Raw genomic sequence first — 16,168 nt, 5'->3', positions numbered from 1 at the left:
AGCTCGAGCGTTGCGGCGCTCGGGCTTTTTTTTTGTGAGTTTACGTGACGAATAGTTAAAAATCAATCTATATGTAATGTATATGTTATGTTTATAAGGTAATAAATTATTTCTGTGTAAATTATATTGACATGTAAGTTCGAGCGCTTCTATAATTTGGCTAACGAACGATTCGCCACATACAGAGAAGAATCGTTCGGAAACCATCGGGGAGTGGTGTAGATATGAAGAGAAGGTTGTCTATGTTGGCGTCGTCGTTCGTTGCGGCCGCTATGGTACTGACGGCATGCGCGACGGGGGCTTCGACGACGACGGAGAGCGGCACCGGGGGTTCTACGACATCTAACGAGACGGGGGAGACGATTAAAGTCGGCATCTTGCACAGTCTGAGCGGGACGATGGCGATCAGCGAAGTATCGGTCCACGACTCGGAGCTGCTGGCGATCAAGGAGATTAACGAAAAGGGCGGCGTATTAGGCAAGCAAATCGAACCGGTCATCGAGGACGGCGCGTCCGACTGGCCGACGTTCGCGGAGAAGGCGAGAAAGCTCATTTCGAGCGACGGCGTGGCGACGGTGTTCGGCGGCTGGACGTCGGCGAGCCGGAAGGCGATGCTGCCGGTGTTCGAGGAGCTGAACGGCTTGCTCTGGTACCCGGTGCAATACGAAGGGCTGGAGCAATCGCCGAACATAATGTACACCGGCGCGACGACGAACCAGCAGATCGTGCCGTCGGTCACGTGGCTGCTGGAAAACCGCGGGAAGTCGTTCTTCCTGCTCGGCTCGGACTACGTGTTCCCGAGAACGGCGAACAAGATCATCAAGGCGCAGCTCGAAGCGGAGGGCGGCACGCTTGTAGGCGAAGAGTATACGCCGCTCGGCCATACGGACTATTCGACGGTCATCAGCAAAATTCAAGCGGCGAAGCCGGATATCGTGTATAACACGCTCAACGGCGACAGCAACGTGGCGTTCTTCAAGCAGTTGAAGGATGCAGGCATCGGCGCCGACGACATCACGACGCTGTCCGTCTCGGTCGCGGAGGAAGAGGTTCGCGGCATCGGGCCCGACGTGCTGGAAGGGCATCTGACGGCTTGGAATTATTACCAGACGACGGAGACGGAGGAGAACAAGGCGTTCGTCGAGGCGTACAAGGCGGCTTACGGCGAAGACCGCGTAACGAGCGATCCGGCGGAAGCGGGCTACATCGCGGTGTACCTGTGGGCGGCGGCGGTCGAGAAGGCCGGTTCGACGGACGTCGATAAGGTGAAGGAAGCGGCCGCGGGATTGACGTTCGACGCGCCGGAAGGTCTCGTGACGATCGACGGCGAGACGCAGCACATCTATAAGCCCGTACGCATCGGCGAAGTGCAGACGGACGGCATGATTAAGGAAATCTACAGCACGCCGGAGCCGGTGAAGCCGGACCCGTACCTGAAGGGCTACGAGTGGGCGGCATCTTTAAGCGAAGGCGAGTGACGAGCCGCAAGGAGAAGCGGAACGTTCGGAAGCGGAAGGAAGCATAATGGCCGGGCGGCGGATCTTCGCCGCCCTTCTTGTCCAACTCGCGCAAGAAGGAGTGTGAATGATGGAAGTATGGATCCTTCAGCTGTTTAACGGCATCAGCGTCAGCTCGATTTTACTGCTCGTCGCGCTGGGCCTCGCCGTCACCTTCGGGCTGATGAACGTCATCAACATGGCGCACGGCGAGCTGATCATGATCGGCGCGTATACGGCGTACGTCGTGCAGCACGCCTTCCTCGCGTACGCGCCGAAGGCGTCGTTCGACTGGTATTTCGTCTTGGCGCTGCCGCTGTCGTTCGCGGCGGCGGCGTTCGTCGGCTGGCTGATGGAGATCGGGCTGATCCGATTCCTCTACGGCCGGCCGCTCGACAGCCTGCTCGCGACATGGGGCGTCGGCATGGTGCTGCAGCAAGCGGCGCGCAGCGTGTTCGGCGCCCCGAACGTCGCGGTGACGAGCCCGTCCTGGCTGAACGGCGGGCTCGACATCGGATCGGGTCTCGTTCTGACGTATAAGCGATTGTTCATCATCGCGCTCGTCCTCGCGGTGCTCACCGCGATGTATTTCTACATCTATCGCTCGCGCGCCGGCCGCAACATGCGGGCCGTCATGCAAAATCGCGACATGGCCGCCTGCCTCGGCGTCTCGACGCGGCGCGTCGACGCGGCGAGCTTCGCCATCGGGGCCGGCATCGCCGGCGTCGCGGGCTGCGCGCTGTCGCTGCTCGGGCCGATCGGGCCGTCGCTCGGCACGTATTACATCGTCGACGCGTTCATGGTCGTCGTGCTCGGCGGCGTCGGCAAGCTGATCGGCACCGTCGTCGGCGCCGCCGGCATCGGCATTACGAGCACGATGTTCGAATCGTGGACGTCGGCGTCGCTCGGCAAGGTGCTCGTATTCGCGCTCGTCGTAGCGTTCCTGCAGTGGCGCCCGCGCGGCTTCGTCGCGATGAAGACGCGGGCGCTCGACGGACAGTAGAGGGGGATGACGCATGCTTAGCAAAGGAACGGGGCTCGGCCGGCGGATCCCGAAGCCGTGGCTGCTCGCGGCGTACGGCGTCGCCGTCGTCTTGCTCTTGATCGCCCCGATGTTTCTGTCGGATTTCCGGCTGAACCTGCTGTCCAAGTTTTTAGCGTTCGCGATACTGGCGCTCGGCTTGGACCTGTTGTGGGGGTATACGGGAATTTTGAGCTTGGGGCAGGGAGTCTTTTTCGGAGTAGGGGCTTATAGCATGGCGATGTATTTGAAGTTAGAGGCGACGGGCGGGAAGCTGCCCGACTTCATGAGCTGGAGCGGGATCGACAAGCTGCCTGCGTTCTGGGCGCCGTTCGGCAGCTTCGGCTTCGCGCTGGCCGCGGCGATCGCGCTCCCGGCGCTGCTCGCCTTCGCGCTCGGCTGGTTTACGTTCCGCAACCGGGTGCGCGGCGTGTACTTCACGATTCTGACGCAGGCGCTCGTCATTATCGCGGTGACGCTGTTCGTCGGGCAGCAGGGGTATACCGGCGGTACGAACGGCATTACGTCGTTCAAGACCGTGCTCGGATTTTCGCTCAGCGACCCGAACGTGAAGACGGCGCTGTATTACATCACCGCGGCGGTGCTGATCGGCAGCTTCGTCCTGTGCCGCTGGCTCGTGTCGACGCGGCTCGCGCGCGTGCTCGAGGCGATCCGCGACGGGGAAAACCGAGTGCGCTTCTTCGGCTACGATCCCGCGGTGTTCCAGTCGTTCGCGTTCGCGCTGTCGGGCGCGTTCGCGGGTCTCGCCGGGGTGCTGTTCGTGTTTCACGTCGGGATCATCTCCCCGTCGATGATGGGCATCGTGCCGTCGATCGAGATGGTGTTGTGGGTGGCGGCCGGCGGCCGAGGCACCTTGATCGGAGCGGTCGTCGGGACGCTCGCGCTCAACTGGTCCAAGAGTCTGATCAGCGAAGCGTATCCGGACGGGTGGCTCATTTTCCTCGGGGCGTTGTTCATTGTTGTCGTCGTGTTTCTGCCGCGGGGGCTCGTCGGGCTGTTCGGCTCGGCGGTCGACTTCATTCGAAGAAGGGGGAAGCGTCATGATCGAATCCCGTATCGTCCTGTCGTGCCGGAAGGTGAGCGTCAGCTTTGACGGATTTTACGCGCTGCGGGAGATGGATTTCTCGCTGGCGCACGGGGAGCTTCGGTTCCTCATCGGTCCGAACGGGGCCGGCAAGACGACGATGTTGGACGCGATCTGCGGCAAGGTGAAGCCGAAGAGCGGCAGCGTGCTGTTCCATCAAGGCGAAGCGGACATCGATCTGACCCGGCTGAAGGAGCACGGCATCGCCTCCTGCGGCATCGGGCGGAAGTTCCAGGCGCCGTCCGTCTTCGCCGCGCTCACGGTGTGGGAGAACCTGGAGATCGCGCTGAAGCAGAAGCGGGACGTGTTCTCGCTCCTGTTCGCGAAGCTTGAGGCCGAGCAGCGGGAGCGCATCGACGAAGCGCTGCGGATGGTCGGGCTCGCGGGCAAGGCCGGCTGGAAGGCGGGGGCGCTGTCGCACGGCGAGAAGCAGTGGCTCGAGATCGGCATGATTCTCTTGGCCGAACCTCAGGTGCTGCTGCTGGATGAGCCGGTGGCGGGCATGACGGACGAGGAAACCGAGAAGACCGGACGGCTGCTGCAAGAGATCATCAAAAATCGCAGCGTCGTCGTCGTCGAGCACGATATGGATTTCGTCCGGCAATTCTCCTCGAAGGTGACGGTCATGCACGAGGGGACGCTGCTGACGGAAGGCACGATGGCCGAGGTGCAGCGCGACGAGCGGGTGGCCGAAGTGTATTTAGGAAAGATGGCGGGGTGAACGGCGCATGTTGACGGTCAGCGGATTGGAATCGGGATACGGAGAGAGCATGGTGGTGCGCGACGTCGGCTTCTCGCTGGCGCCCGGCCGCGTCACCTGCTTGATGGGAAGGAACGGGGTCGGCAAGACGACCCTGTTGAAGACGATCATGGGCGTTATCCGGGCGAAGCGCGGCTCCGTTCGGTGGAACGGCGACGAGCTGATCGGCGAGCCGCCGTCCCGGCGCGCCCGCGGCGGGATCGGGTACGTGCCGCAGGGACGCGAAATTTTCCCGCAGCTGACCGTGGAGGAGAACGTGCTGCTCGGGCTCGAGGCGAACCCGAAGCGAAGGCGCGCCGGCGTGCCGGCGGCCGTCTACGAGCGGTTCCCGGCGCTGTACGAGATGCGTTCGCGCCGCGGCGGGGACCTCTCCGGCGGGCAGCAGCAGCAGCTTGCGTTCGCGCGGGCGCTCGTGTCGGAGCCTGCGATGCTGCTGCTCGACGAGCCGACGGAGGGCATCCAGCCGAACATCGTGATGGACATCGCCCGCTTGATCGGCGAGCTGCGCGCCGAAGGGCTCGCCGTGCTGCTCGTCGAGCAGAGCGTGACGTTCGCCCGGGAGGCGGCCGACGCGTTCCTCGTGCTCGATAAGGGCACGATCGTCGCGCAGGGCGCCATCGAGGAGCTGGACGAAAGCATCATTCATCGACACTTGACGGTGTAGGAGGCGATCGACGTGCATTTGACGGAGAGGGAAAAGGAGAAGCTGCTCGTCACGATGGCCGCCGACGTCGCGAGACGCCGACTGGCGCGCGGCGTGAAGCTGAACGTGCCCGAGGCGACGGCGCTCATTACGTCGGAGCTGCTGGAGGGCGCCCGGGACGGGCTGACGGTGGCGCAGCTGATGCAGATGGGAGCGAAGGTGCTGACGCGAGAGCAGGTGATGGAGGGCGTGCCGGACATCGTGCACGAGGTGCAGGTCGAAGCGACGTTCCCGGACGGAACGAAGCTCGTGACGGTACACGACCCGATTCGATGAGGAGGAACGAGTCATGCTGGTCCCAGGGGAAATTCGCGCGGCGGCGGGCGACGTCGAGCTCGTCGCCGGCAGAACGCGAACGGTGATTACGGTAATGAACACGGGCGACCGGCCGGTGCAGGTCGGCTCGCATGCGCATTTCTTCGAGGTGAACCGGGCGCTGCTGTTCGATCGGCTGAAGGCGTACGGCATGCGGCTTCTCATTCCGTCCGGCTCGGCCGTCCGGTTCGAGCCGGGCGAGGAGAAGCCTGTGACGCTCGTCGCGATCGGCGGCTCGCGGCTCGCCTACGGCATGAGCGGCATCGCGGCCGGACCCGCGATCGCCGGCGAGCCGCTGCCGGACTTCGTTGCGGCGAGGCTTGAAGCGTGGGAGGGAGCCGGCTCGTGACGAAGATGAACCGCGCCGCCTACGCGAACATGTTCGGGCCGACGACGGGCGACGCCGTCCGTCTGGCCGACACGGATTTGTGGGCGGTCATCGAGAAAGACTTCACCGTCTATGGCGACGAAATCAAATTCGGCGGCGGCAAGACGATTCGCGACGGGATGGGGCAATCGTCCCGGGCGACGCGCGCGCACGACGGCGTGCTGGATACCGTCATTACGAACGCGACGGTCATCGATCATTGGGGCATCGTGAAAGGGGATATCGGCATCCGCGACGGGCGCATCGTCGCCGTCGGCAAGGCCGGCAATCCCGACATGATGGACGGGGTCGACCCGAGGCTCGTCGTCGGCGCCTCGACGGAGGTCATCGCGGGCGAAGGCAAGATCGTCACCGCGGGCGGCATCGACAGCCATATCCACTTCATCTGTCCGCAGCAGATCGACGAGGCGCTCGCCTCGGGCGTGACGACGATGCTCGGCGGCGGCACGGGACCGGCGACGGGCACGAACGCGACGACGGTGACGCCGGGCGCATGGCATATGCACCGGATGCTGGAGGCGGCCGAAGCGTTCCCGATGAACTTAGGCTTCTTAGGCAAAGGCAACGCCTCCTTCGAGGAGCCGCTGCGGGAGCAGATCGAAGCGGGCGCGATCGGGCTGAAGCTGCACGAGGATTGGGGCACGACGCCGGCGGCGATCGACGCGTGTCTGCGGGTGGCGGACGCGTACGACGTGCAGGTGGCGATCCATACGGACACGCTGAACGAATCCGGCTTCGTGGAGGATACGATCGCCGCGATTCGCGGACGCACGATTCACACGTACCATACGGAAGGCGCCGGCGGCGGGCACGCCCCGGACATTATTAAGATCGCGTCGCTGCCGAACGTGCTGCCGTCGTCGACGAACCCGACGCGCCCGTTCACGGTCAACACGATCGAGGAGCATCTCGACATGCTGATGGTATGCCATCATCTCGACGCCTCGATCCCCGAGGACGTGGCGTTCGCGGATTCGCGAATCCGGCCGGAGACGATCGCGGCGGAGGACATCCTGCACGACCGCGGCGTGTTCAGCATGATTTCGTCGGACTCGCAGGCGATGGGCCGCGTCGGCGAGGTGCTCATTCGAACGTGGCAGACGGCGGACAAGATGAAGAAGCAGTTCGGCCCCCTGACGGCGCTCGGCGACGCCGAGGGCGTCGACAACGGCCGGATCAAGCGATACGTCGCGAAGTACACGATCAACCCGGCGATCGCGCACGGCATGTCGCATCTGGTCGGCTCGATCGAGCCGGGCAAGTTCGCGGACCTCGTTCTGTGGAGTCCTGCGTACTTCGGCGTGAAGCCGGACATGGTGCTGAAGGGCGGCGGCATCGCTTGGGCGCAGATGGGCGACCCGAACGCGTCGATCCCGACGCCGCAGCCGGTGTGGGGGCGGCCGATGTTCGGCGCCTTCGGCAAGATGCGGTACGCCACGAGCATTACGTTCGTCTCGCAAGCGGCGTACGACGCGGGCGTGCATCGGGAGCTGGGGCTGCAGAAGCGGGTGGAGCCGGTGCGGCGGTGCCGCGACGTGGGGAAGGCGGACATGATCCACAACGGCGAGACGCCGCTCATCGAGGTGAACCCGGAGACGTACGAGGTTCGGGTTGACGGCGAGCATCTTACGTGCGAGCCCGCGGAGACGCTGCCGATGGCGCAGCGGTACTTCTTGTTTTGAGCCGCTGGGCGTTCGCGCAGCTGCTCGACTCGGCGCTGCCGATCGGCGCCTTCTCCCACTCGTTCGGCCTCGAGACGGCCGTGCAGGAAGGCGTCGTCGCGACGCGCGCCGACGTCGGCGACTACATCGCCGCCATGCTGCGGCAGTCGTGGGCGCCGATGGACCTCGCCGCCGTCAAGGCGGTATACCGCTGGGGCGCCGCGGCCGGCGAGTGGGAGCGCGTCTGGGCGCTGGACGAGAGGCAGCACGCGTCGCGCCTCGCCTTCGAGTCGCGCGACGGCGCGCTGAAGATGGGCCGGCGGCTGCTGCGGCTCGCCGCCGCCATGCATCCGGCGCTGGAGTGGGCGCCGCTGGAGCGCGCCGTGCGCGAGGAGGCGTGCCCCGGCGCGCATCCGACGGTGCACGGGTACGTCGCTTATCGACTCGGCGTCTCCGAAGACGAGGCGGCGGAAGGGTATCTCTACGCGTGCGCCACGCTCGCGACGAATACGGCGCTGCGGCTCATGTCGATCGGGCAGACGGAGGCGCAGTCGCTGCTCGCGTCGCTGCTGCCGGTCGTCGGCGAGGCGTGGGCGGCGGTGCGAGACGACGATCCCGAGGCGTATTATTCGGCGATGCCGGCGATGGACGGGTACATGATGCGGCACGAAGGGTTATACAGCCGGTTATTCATGTCTTGAGGAACAACGCAACGCCCAATACAACTTTAGGAGGAATCCGCTATGTGCCAAGGACAAAACCATCACCATCACCCCGAGTGGGCGCCGACGAACGTCGCCGTCGCCCGCCCGCTGCGCATCGGCATCGGGGGGCCGGTCGGCTCGGGCAAGACGGCGCTCGTGGAGCGGCTCGCTCGGAGCCTGAACGGCAAGTACAGCATCGCGGTCATTACGAACGACATCTATACGAAGGAAGATGCGCGCATTCTGGCGAACACCGAGGTGCTGCCGGAGGAACGCATTATCGGCGTGGAGACGGGCGGCTGTCCGCACACGGCGATCCGGGAGGATGCGTCGATGAATTTCGAAGCGATTCAGGAGCTGGAGGAGCGATTCCCCAAGCTCGACATGATTTTCATCGAGAGCGGCGGGGACAATTTGGCGGCGGCCTTTTCCCCGGAATTGGTGGATCGGTTCATCTACATTATCGATGTGGCGCAGGGCGAGAAAATTCCGCGCAAAGGCGGGCCCGGCATTATGCGCTCGGACTACCTCGTCATCAACAAAATCGACCTCGCCCCGCATGTGCGCGCTTCGCTTACGGTGATGGAGGAAGACACGAAGCGGATGCGCGGCGAACGGCCCTACGTGTTTACGAACTTGTTCAGCGGCGAGGGGCTCGACCGGCTCGTGCACTGGGTGGAGCATCAGTACGAGGATGCTTTACGCGCCTAAGGCCGTCGGCGTCGGCGTCTCGTCCGAGCTGCGGGCGGACTTCCGTCTGCGCGGCTCGCGGACGGCGTTGACGGACGCGTACTTCACGTCGCCGCTGAAGCTGACGAAGACGTTCCCGGTCGAAGGGACGGACGGCGGCGTTTCGGCGACCGTCATGGACGTGTCGCCGGGGCTGATGGACGGAGACGACTACGCGTTGGCGTGGTCGGTCGGGGACGGCTGCAGCGTCGGCGTGACGACGCAGTCGTACGCGAAGGCGCACCCGTCCCCGCGGTTCGGCGCAAGGCAGACGACGACGATCGCCGTCGGCTCGGGGGCGTCGCTCGTCTACGCCCCGCAGCCGACGATGCTGTACGCGGACGCGGCGTTCGCGTCCCGGACGCGCGTCGAGCTCGCGGACAACGCGACGCTGCTCTTGTTCGACACGCTGTGCGCGGGACGCGTGCATTACGGCGAGCCCGGCGAGGCGTTCCGCTACCGCTCGTACGAGAGCGACCTGCTCGTGACCGCGCAGGGGCGCGTCGCGGCGGCGTCGCGGGTGCGGTTCGCGCCGTCCGAGCAGTCGCTTCAATCGATCGGCGCGTTCGAGCGCGACACGCACGTCGGCGCGCTGTACGCCTTCGGGCCGTTCGCGGGCCGCGGGGCGGCGGAGGCGATGGCCGGCGAAGCGTCGGCGCTGACGCACAGCGGCGCCGACGGCCTTCGCTGCGGCGTAAGCGCGCTGGCGCGGTACGGCGTCGCGGCCGTGGCGTCGGGGCGGTCCGCGTGGGAGGTGCACGGGGCGCTGCTGCGCATCGGCCGCGCGTTCGCGGCGTACGCCGACGCGCATGCGCCTCCCGCTTGCGCGCGGCTCGCTTGGCCGTTACAATAGGGGCACTTACGTCTGCCGGCAGCCGCCGACAGAGAGAGAGGGCCTCGATTCTATGTTCATTTCGCATTCGCATCTGCCTTCGACCGAAGATATTTATTACCCGTTCGCCTGCGAGGAGTGGCTGTGCCGCGAGGCGGGCGAAGACCGCGTGCCCGTTCCGGCCGTCCATCTGTGGCGGCATGAACGGGCTTTCGTGTTGGGGCTGCGCGACAGCCGCCTGCCGAACGCGGCCGCCGCGATGGATTGGCTGGAGCGGGAGGAAGGCTACCGCGTCATGGTACGCAATTCCGGCGGCGCCGCGGTGCCGCTCGATCTCGGCGTCGTGAACGTGACGCTCGTCCGGCGCGGCGCGCCGGGCAAGCTCGATATGAACGCCGACTTCCGGCTGATGGCGGGACTGCTCGCCGGCACGCTGGAGCCGTTCGGGGTCGCGTTCGACACGGGCGAGGTCGAAGGCTCGTACTGCCCCGGCGAATACGACCTTAGCGTCGGCGGGCGCAAGTTTTGCGGGCTGGCGCAGCGGCGGCAGCAGCGCGCCTACTCGGTGCAGGCGTTCGTTAACGCCGAGGGCGACGCCGCGGCGCGCGCGGCGCTCGTGCGCGAGTTTTACCGCCGCGCGGGCGGCGCGGGGCTCGACGTGCGCGCCGGCGTCATGGGCAGCTTGACCGAGCTGCATCCGGGCTTCCCGGGCGCCGAGACCTGGCTGCGCTCGCTCGCGGCGTCGTTCGGCATTGCTGCGCCGATGCCGCCCGCCGGCGCGTCCGCCGCTCGGGACATCGCCGCCGCGCTGCGCGCCCGCTACGACCCGCGCGCAACGGGCGACGAGGACGATAAGAAAGGAAGAAGCGTATGATTATCGAAGTGATCGCGATCCGCGCGGGCGATGTCGAAGCGGCCTGCAAGTTCGGGGCGAACCGCATCGAGTTGGTGACGGGGATCGCGGAGGGCGGACTTACGCCGAGCGCCGGGTTGATCGAACGCGCGGTTCGAACGGCGAGTATCCCCGTGAACGTCATGCTGCGGCCCCACAGTCAATCGTTCGTATACGGCGAGGAGGATTACCAGGTTCTCCTTCGAGATCTGAACGTCATTCGCGAAGCCGGGGCGGCCGGCTTCGTCTTCGGGGCGTTGACCGAAGAAGGCGATATCGACAGGGCCGGGCTGGAACGAATCCTGGAGGAAGCGGGCGGCTTGGATATGACGTTCCACCGGGCGTTCGACGAAATCGAAGATCAGGAAGCCGCCTTGCGGACTTTGGCGTTATATCCGCAAATCAAGCGAGTGTTGACCTCGGGAGGGAAGCGCCCCGCGCCGGAGGCGATTCCGCAAATTCGCCGCCTCTCCTCTCTCGCGGATGAATTAGGTCTCCGCATTCTGGCCGGTCACGGCTTGAAGCCGGACACCGTCGGTTCCTTCGCCGCGTCCGCCGGCGTGCGCGAGGTGCATTTCGGCTCGGGCGTCCGCGAGAACGGCAGCTTCGATCGTCCGATCGATCCGGAGCGAATGCGCGCGGCGCGTCGGAATCTCGGCTCGTAGAAAATCGCGAAGTCCGCGATTTTCGTCCATTGCGGCGCGAAGGCGATCCCGATTATAACTAAGGGAGAGACTCGGCGAATAGGTCGAACGAGAGGGAGACACCGGACATGGAAGTACGATTGGTAGAAGAATATCGCGGCGCAACGCTGGAAAACATTCATTACGGTCACGTCTGCGTCATGGACGATACCGGGAAGGTCGTTCTGCGCGCGGGAGACCCGGACTGGGTCGCTTACATGCGATCGGCGGCGAAGCCGTTCCAAGCGATTCCGGCGTTCGTGCGCGGCATCGACGAGAAATTCGGGTTGACGGATCGGGAGAAGACGCTGCTGACGGCCTCGCACCGCGCCGAGGCTTCCCATGTGGAAGCGCTCGAATCCATGCTCGCGAAAATCGGCGTCGCGGAGGAATGCTTGGTTTGCGCGGAGACGTACCCCTTAAGCGCGCAGGCGCGGGATGCGCTGGTGTCGGCCGGGAAGTCCAAGCGGCGCTTATACCATAACTGCTCCGGCAAACATCTGGGCGTATTGGCGCTGTGCAAGGCGATGGGATACGACACGGCGGGGTACGAGGATCCTTCGCATCCGGCGCAACGCGAAATATTGCAGGCCGTCTCGATGTTCTCTGGCGTCAAGGAAGCGGACATTCGGCTCGGCACGGACGGCTGCGGCTTCCCGGTGTTCGCGCTGCCGCTCCGAAGCATCGCTGCGATGTTCTTGAAGCTGGCATGCCCGGATCTGCTTCCGGACGAAGCATCGAGGCGGGCGGCGACGGAGATCGGGCGGGTCATGAACGCGCAATCCGATATGGTGTCGGCATCCTGGTTCATTTGCTCCAACCTATTGAAGGATCCGAACATCGTCGCGAAGGGCGGCGCCAAAGGCGTATACGGCTTCGGACTCCGGAAGGAACGTCTCGCGGTCGCCTTGAAGGTGCTGGACGGCTCCGAGGACGAATGGCCGATCGTCATCGCTTCCGTCCTGGAGCAGCTCGGGTACGACAACCGAGAGACGATCGATCGGATGTACCGGTTGACGCCGAAGGAGATTCGAAACGATGCCGGCCTCGTCGTCGGCGCCAATCGAGCGGTCTTTACCCTGCACTGATACGGAAATGAATCGCGACCCTTGCCCGACGGGCAAGGGTTTTTCGCGCTTCGCGAAAATAGAGGCGTCGGCGAAAGACGTCGACGGCGCCGCTCTCGGCGACGTGGGAAATTCGCCTCTGTGGGCGAAATGCATCGCGGCCGCGCCGTGGGACAAATGCATCGCGCGATCCATATTGACACTGGTACGCTCCGTCCGAATCGAGTATCGTTCAATTCAATCGATCGACACCAAATCGGACTGGAGGGGCGACCGCTTGAAGGAGACGATCATCGTCCGCCGCGTCCCCGATCGCCGGCAACCGGCGAAGGGCATATCCTGGACGCTAATGAAAAAAAGCAAATATTACTATTTGATGTTTGCGATTCCGCTGCTGTATTTCCTAACGTTCGATTACATTCCGATGTTCGGCATCCTGATCGCGTTCAAGGACTACAGCGTATTCGACGGCATCCTCGGCAGCGAGTGGGTCGGACTCGCGTATTTTCAAGAGTTTCTATCCGACCCGTATTTTTACAAAATCTTGCGCAATACGCTCTTGATCGGCTTGTATCAAATCGCGTTCGCGTTCCCGGCGCCGATCGTGCTGGCCTTGTTATTGAACGAGCTGCGTTACGAGAAATTCAAGCGCTTCGTCCAAACCGTGTCGTACATGCCGCACTTCTTATCGACCGTCGTCGTCTGCGGCATTCTGGTCAACTTCTTGTCGTACGACGGGCTCGTCAACCAAGCGTTAGGTTTCTTCGGCATCGAAAACATTCATTTTCTCATGATCCCGGAATGGTTCCGCACGATTTACATCGGCTCGGGAATCTGGCAAGGAATCGGTTGGGGCTCGATCATCTATCTGGCCGCGCTGACCGCCATCGATCCGCAGCTGTACGACGCGGCGAAGATCGACGGAGCGAACCGGTGGAAGCAGATGCGGCACGTGACGCTGCCCGGCATCGCCCCGACGATCGTCATCATGCTGTTATTCAGCATCGGGGCGATTATGTCGGTATCGTTCGAGAAGGTGCTGCTGCTGCAAAACGGCGCGAACTTCGATACGTCGGACATCATCTCCACCTATGTGTATCGAAGAGGTCTAGTCTCGACCGATTTCAGCTACGCGACGGCCGTCGGCCTGTTTAATTCCGTCGTCGCGCTGTTCTTCCTGACCATAGGGAACTACATTAGCAGGAAAGTCAGCGAGACGAGTCTATGGTAAGGGGGATGCGATCCGTGAAGACCGACGACGCGGGAAGCAAGCTGTTCGACTTGGCGAATATCGCCCTCATGCTGGCGTTAGTGTTCGTCACGTTTTATCCGATTTACTACATCTTTATCGTGTCCGTCAGCGACGGAAACGCGGTCATGCGCGGCGAGGTGGCCTTCTGGCCGATCAAGATGAATTGGAGCACCTATAGTCTGCTATTCGAGGATCCGTCGATCCTTCGGTCGTATGCGAACACGATTGTATATACGGTCGTGGGCACGACGATCAACGTCGTTTGCACGGCGATGTGCGCTTATCCGTTGTCGAAGCCGCATTTTTACGGCAGAGGCTTCTTCACGCTGCTCATCGTCATTACGATGTTTTTCAGCGGCGGACTGATTCCTTCTTATTTGCTCGTGCAGAAGCTCGGGTTGCTGAACACGATGTGGGCGCTCGTACTCCCCGGAGCGATCAGCGTGTGGAACATGATCATCATGCGCACCTTTTTCCAAGGCATTCCCAACGAGCTGTACGAATCCGCCGAGATGGACGGCGCGAACGAGCTGGTGTCGCTGATCCGAATCACGCTGCCGTTGTCGAAGGCGATTATGGCGACGATGGGGTTGTTTTATGCCGTCGGCCATTGGAACAGTTTCTTCGGAGCCATGATTTACCTTGACGACAAGGATAAGTTTCCGCTGCAGATCATCCTTCGGAATATGGTCGTGCTCGGGGAGATGTCCGGGCAAACCCAAGAAATCGGCGGCATCTACAGCGCCGTCACCGCGACGAACATCAAGTACGCCGTCATCATCGTCGCCGTCGTTCCGATCCTCTTGGTATATCCGTTCATCCAGAAGTATTTCGTCAAGGGCGTCATGATCGGTTCGTTGAAAGGGTAACGCAACGGGTTCGTTGTTCTCCGCCGACATCGATCGGGTCGGGAGGCATCAACATAAACCACATATTCGAAGGGAGAAGTTGACTTTGAACAGGAAGCGGAACCGATTGGCATTCTTATTGTGCGTCATATTTCTTACGTCCCTCCTCGCGGTCGCCTGCTCCTCCGGCGACGCGACGGCCCCGAAGACGGGCGAGCCGACAAGCGGCGGATCGACCGCCGCGCCGGGAGCGGCCGAAGCGGAGCCGGCTCGGGAAGAGGTAACCGTTCGCTGGATGCGGGGCGAAAACCCGGCTCAGGCGATTATGACGGATACGCCGGTGCTGAAAGAAATTCAAAAACGAACGGGCGTGACGATCGAGTTGGAGCCGGTGCCGGGCAGCAACTATTCGGATAAGAAGAGCGCGCTCTTGTCCACGAACAACATCCCGGACATTATGGGCGTGGAAGCGTCGGAGGTCGTCAGATACGCGAACACGGGCATGTTCGTCGCCGTATCCGATTACCTCGATTCGATGCCGAATTTTAAGAAAGTTATCGAGGAAAACCCGGAAATCAAAAAGCTGTACGTCGACGGCAAGCTGTACTCGTTCCCGATCACGGAAAGCTATAAGATTCAAGGCGGCAAGGCGCTGCTGATCCGCACCGACGTCTTGGAAGAGCTGGGCCTGAATACGCCGACCACGTTCGACGAATTGTACGACGCGCTGAAAGCGATGAAGGCGGCGTACCCGGAATCGTATCCGTTCTCCGCGCGGGGCATGTCGTTCATGGACGCGTTCTCGCTCGGCATGGGCAGCGGCTACGGCATCACGTACGACGACGAGGAAAACCGGTATTTCTACGGCCAGAACAAGCCGGAATTCAAGGACGTGTTAACGTATTTGAACAAGCTGTACGCGGAAAAAATTCTCGATCCGGACTTCGCGATCAACACGAAGCAAAACTGGGACGAAAAGCTGAGCACGGGAAAATCGCTCTTCTATTACGACAACAACTCGTTCGCGGTGAACTACAACAAAGCGCTGCAGGAGGTCGATCCGGACGCGAAGTTCGATCTCATTCCGTACTTGCGCAACGCCAAGGGCGAAACGAAAGGCTGGCTGTACCCGAAAGGCTGGCTCGTGGACAACTATGTCGTAAGCTCGAAAACGAAAAATCCGGAAGCGCTGATGCGCATGTTCGATTGGATGTACGGACCGGAAGGCACGCTAGCGACGAATTACGGCGTCGAAGGGGAAACGTACGAAATCGCGGGCGGCAAGCCGGCGATCATGCAGTCGGTCATCGACAAGTACAGCGCTTCCGGCGACCCGGTGCGCACGATGATGTCCGAGATCGGACTCGGTCTGTTGGCGCTCTCGGTCCGCGTGGACGAAGGCCCGATGGTGCAAGGCTCCTCCCCCGACTTGGTTCGATGGGGCGACGAGCTCGCCGCGGACCCGGGGGCTTACTACGCGCCTAGCTTGGCTCCGGTGTTCACGGAGGACGAGACGGAACGGCTGAAGGACATTTCGTCGAAGCTGTCCATATTGACGGAGGATGTAGTAAAATTCATTATCGGCACGAAGCCGTTGAGCGACTTCGACGCATGGGCGAAGCAGCTGACCGACGCGGGCGCCGACGAGATGGAAGCGATCTACAACGAGGCGTTGCAGCGGGCGTCGTAGCCTGCATAGACGATCGATAACG

At 62.9% G+C, this 16,168-nt stretch carries 17 protein-coding genes; all 17 read left to right on the top strand.

Annotated elements, in window-relative coordinates; translation table 11 throughout:
• Nucleotides 1-224 precede the first annotated feature (224 nt).
• The 17 genes from urtA (at nt 225) to FE782_RS02840 (ending at nt 16,146) form a co-directional block, all read left to right on the top strand.
• The gene (gene urtA, locus FE782_RS02920; protein WP_138192306.1) at nt 225-1,478 is read left to right on the top strand and encodes an urea ABC transporter substrate-binding protein; all 1,254 of its coding nucleotides are present in this window, start codon (nt 225-227) and stop codon (nt 1,476-1,478) included.
• A gap of 109 nt (nt 1,479-1,587) precedes the next feature.
• Entirely contained in the window at nt 1,588-2,499 is a 912-nt protein-coding gene (gene urtB / locus FE782_RS02915; RefSeq protein WP_138192304.1) for an urea ABC transporter permease subunit UrtB, read from the top strand.
• A gap of 13 nt (nt 2,500-2,512) precedes the next feature.
• The gene (gene urtC / locus FE782_RS02910; RefSeq protein ID WP_138192302.1) at nt 2,513-3,631 is read left to right on the top strand and encodes an urea ABC transporter permease subunit UrtC; all 1,119 of its coding nucleotides are present in this window, start codon (nt 2,513-2,515) and stop codon (nt 3,629-3,631) included.
• On the top strand, nt 3,579-4,343 hold the full coding sequence (urtD, locus tag FE782_RS02905; protein WP_138192300.1) for an urea ABC transporter ATP-binding protein UrtD: 765 nt from the start codon (nt 3,579-3,581) through the stop codon (nt 4,341-4,343). The genes urtC and urtD overlap by 53 nt, the downstream gene beginning before the upstream one ends.
• A 7-nt stretch (nt 4,344-4,350) precedes the next feature.
• Entirely contained in the window at nt 4,351-5,046 is a 696-nt protein-coding gene (urtE, locus tag FE782_RS02900) for an urea ABC transporter ATP-binding subunit UrtE (RefSeq protein WP_138192298.1), read from the top strand.
• 12 nt (nt 5,047-5,058) lie between these two features.
• Nucleotides 5,059-5,361: an urease subunit gamma gene (locus FE782_RS02895; RefSeq protein ID WP_138192296.1), complete on the top strand. Its 303-nt coding sequence runs from the start codon at nt 5,059-5,061 to the stop codon at nt 5,359-5,361.
• Nucleotides 5,362-5,374: 13 nt separating this feature from the next.
• The gene (locus tag FE782_RS02890) at nt 5,375-5,749 is read left to right on the top strand and encodes an urease subunit beta (protein WP_439116412.1); all 375 of its coding nucleotides are present in this window, start codon (nt 5,375-5,377) and stop codon (nt 5,747-5,749) included.
• 5 nt (nt 5,750-5,754) lie between these two features.
• A complete protein-coding gene (gene ureC / locus FE782_RS02885; protein ID WP_439116416.1) occupies nt 5,755-7,470 on the top strand; it encodes an urease subunit alpha in 1,716 nt (571 codons plus the stop codon).
• Nucleotides 7,467-8,150 (top strand): urease accessory protein UreF, encoded by a 684-nt coding sequence (locus FE782_RS02880; protein ID WP_138192292.1) that lies wholly within the window; start codon nt 7,467-7,469, stop codon nt 8,148-8,150. Before ureC ends, FE782_RS02880 begins: the two co-directional genes overlap by 4 nt.
• Nucleotides 8,151-8,192: 42 nt before the next feature.
• Nucleotides 8,193-8,864 (top strand): urease accessory protein UreG, encoded by a 672-nt coding sequence (gene ureG / locus FE782_RS02875; protein WP_138192290.1) that lies wholly within the window; start codon nt 8,193-8,195, stop codon nt 8,862-8,864.
• Nucleotides 8,848-9,735: an urease accessory protein UreD gene (locus tag FE782_RS02870; protein WP_138192288.1), complete on the top strand. Its 888-nt coding sequence runs from the start codon at nt 8,848-8,850 to the stop codon at nt 9,733-9,735. Before ureG ends, FE782_RS02870 begins: the two co-directional genes overlap by 17 nt.
• A gap of 52 nt (nt 9,736-9,787) precedes the next feature.
• Complete coding sequence (locus tag FE782_RS02865; protein ID WP_138192286.1) at nt 9,788-10,588, top strand: lipoyl protein ligase domain-containing protein; 801 nt, start codon at nt 9,788-9,790, stop codon at nt 10,586-10,588.
• Nucleotides 10,585-11,271: a copper homeostasis protein CutC gene (locus FE782_RS02860; RefSeq protein ID WP_138192285.1), complete on the top strand. Its 687-nt coding sequence runs from the start codon at nt 10,585-10,587 to the stop codon at nt 11,269-11,271. The genes FE782_RS02865 and FE782_RS02860 overlap by 4 nt, the downstream gene beginning before the upstream one ends.
• A gap of 107 nt (nt 11,272-11,378) precedes the next feature.
• A complete protein-coding gene (locus tag FE782_RS02855) occupies nt 11,379-12,377 on the top strand; it encodes an asparaginase (protein WP_138192282.1) in 999 nt (332 codons plus the stop codon).
• Nucleotides 12,378-12,633: 256 nt separating this feature from the next.
• Nucleotides 12,634-13,587 carry an ABC transporter permease gene (locus FE782_RS02850; protein WP_238392310.1) on the top strand — a complete coding sequence of 318 codons (954 nt, stop codon included), beginning with the start codon at nt 12,634-12,636 and terminating at the stop codon, nt 13,585-13,587.
• Nucleotides 13,588-13,592: 5 nt separating this feature from the next.
• On the top strand, nt 13,593-14,477 hold the full coding sequence (locus FE782_RS02845; RefSeq protein ID WP_138192280.1) for a carbohydrate ABC transporter permease: 885 nt from the start codon (nt 13,593-13,595) through the stop codon (nt 14,475-14,477).
• Nucleotides 14,478-14,583: 106 nt separating this feature from the next.
• Nucleotides 14,584-16,146 carry an extracellular solute-binding protein gene (locus FE782_RS02840; protein WP_138192278.1) on the top strand — a complete coding sequence of 521 codons (1,563 nt, stop codon included), beginning with the start codon at nt 14,584-14,586 and terminating at the stop codon, nt 16,144-16,146.
• Nucleotides 16,147-16,168: the final 22 nt, after the last annotated feature.

It is taken from the genome of Paenibacillus antri (assembly GCF_005765165.1).
Lineage (GTDB): Bacteria > Bacillota > Bacilli > Paenibacillales > YIM-B00363 > Paenibacillus_AE > Paenibacillus_AE antri.
This window is presented reverse-complemented; position numbering and strand designations above follow the sequence as displayed.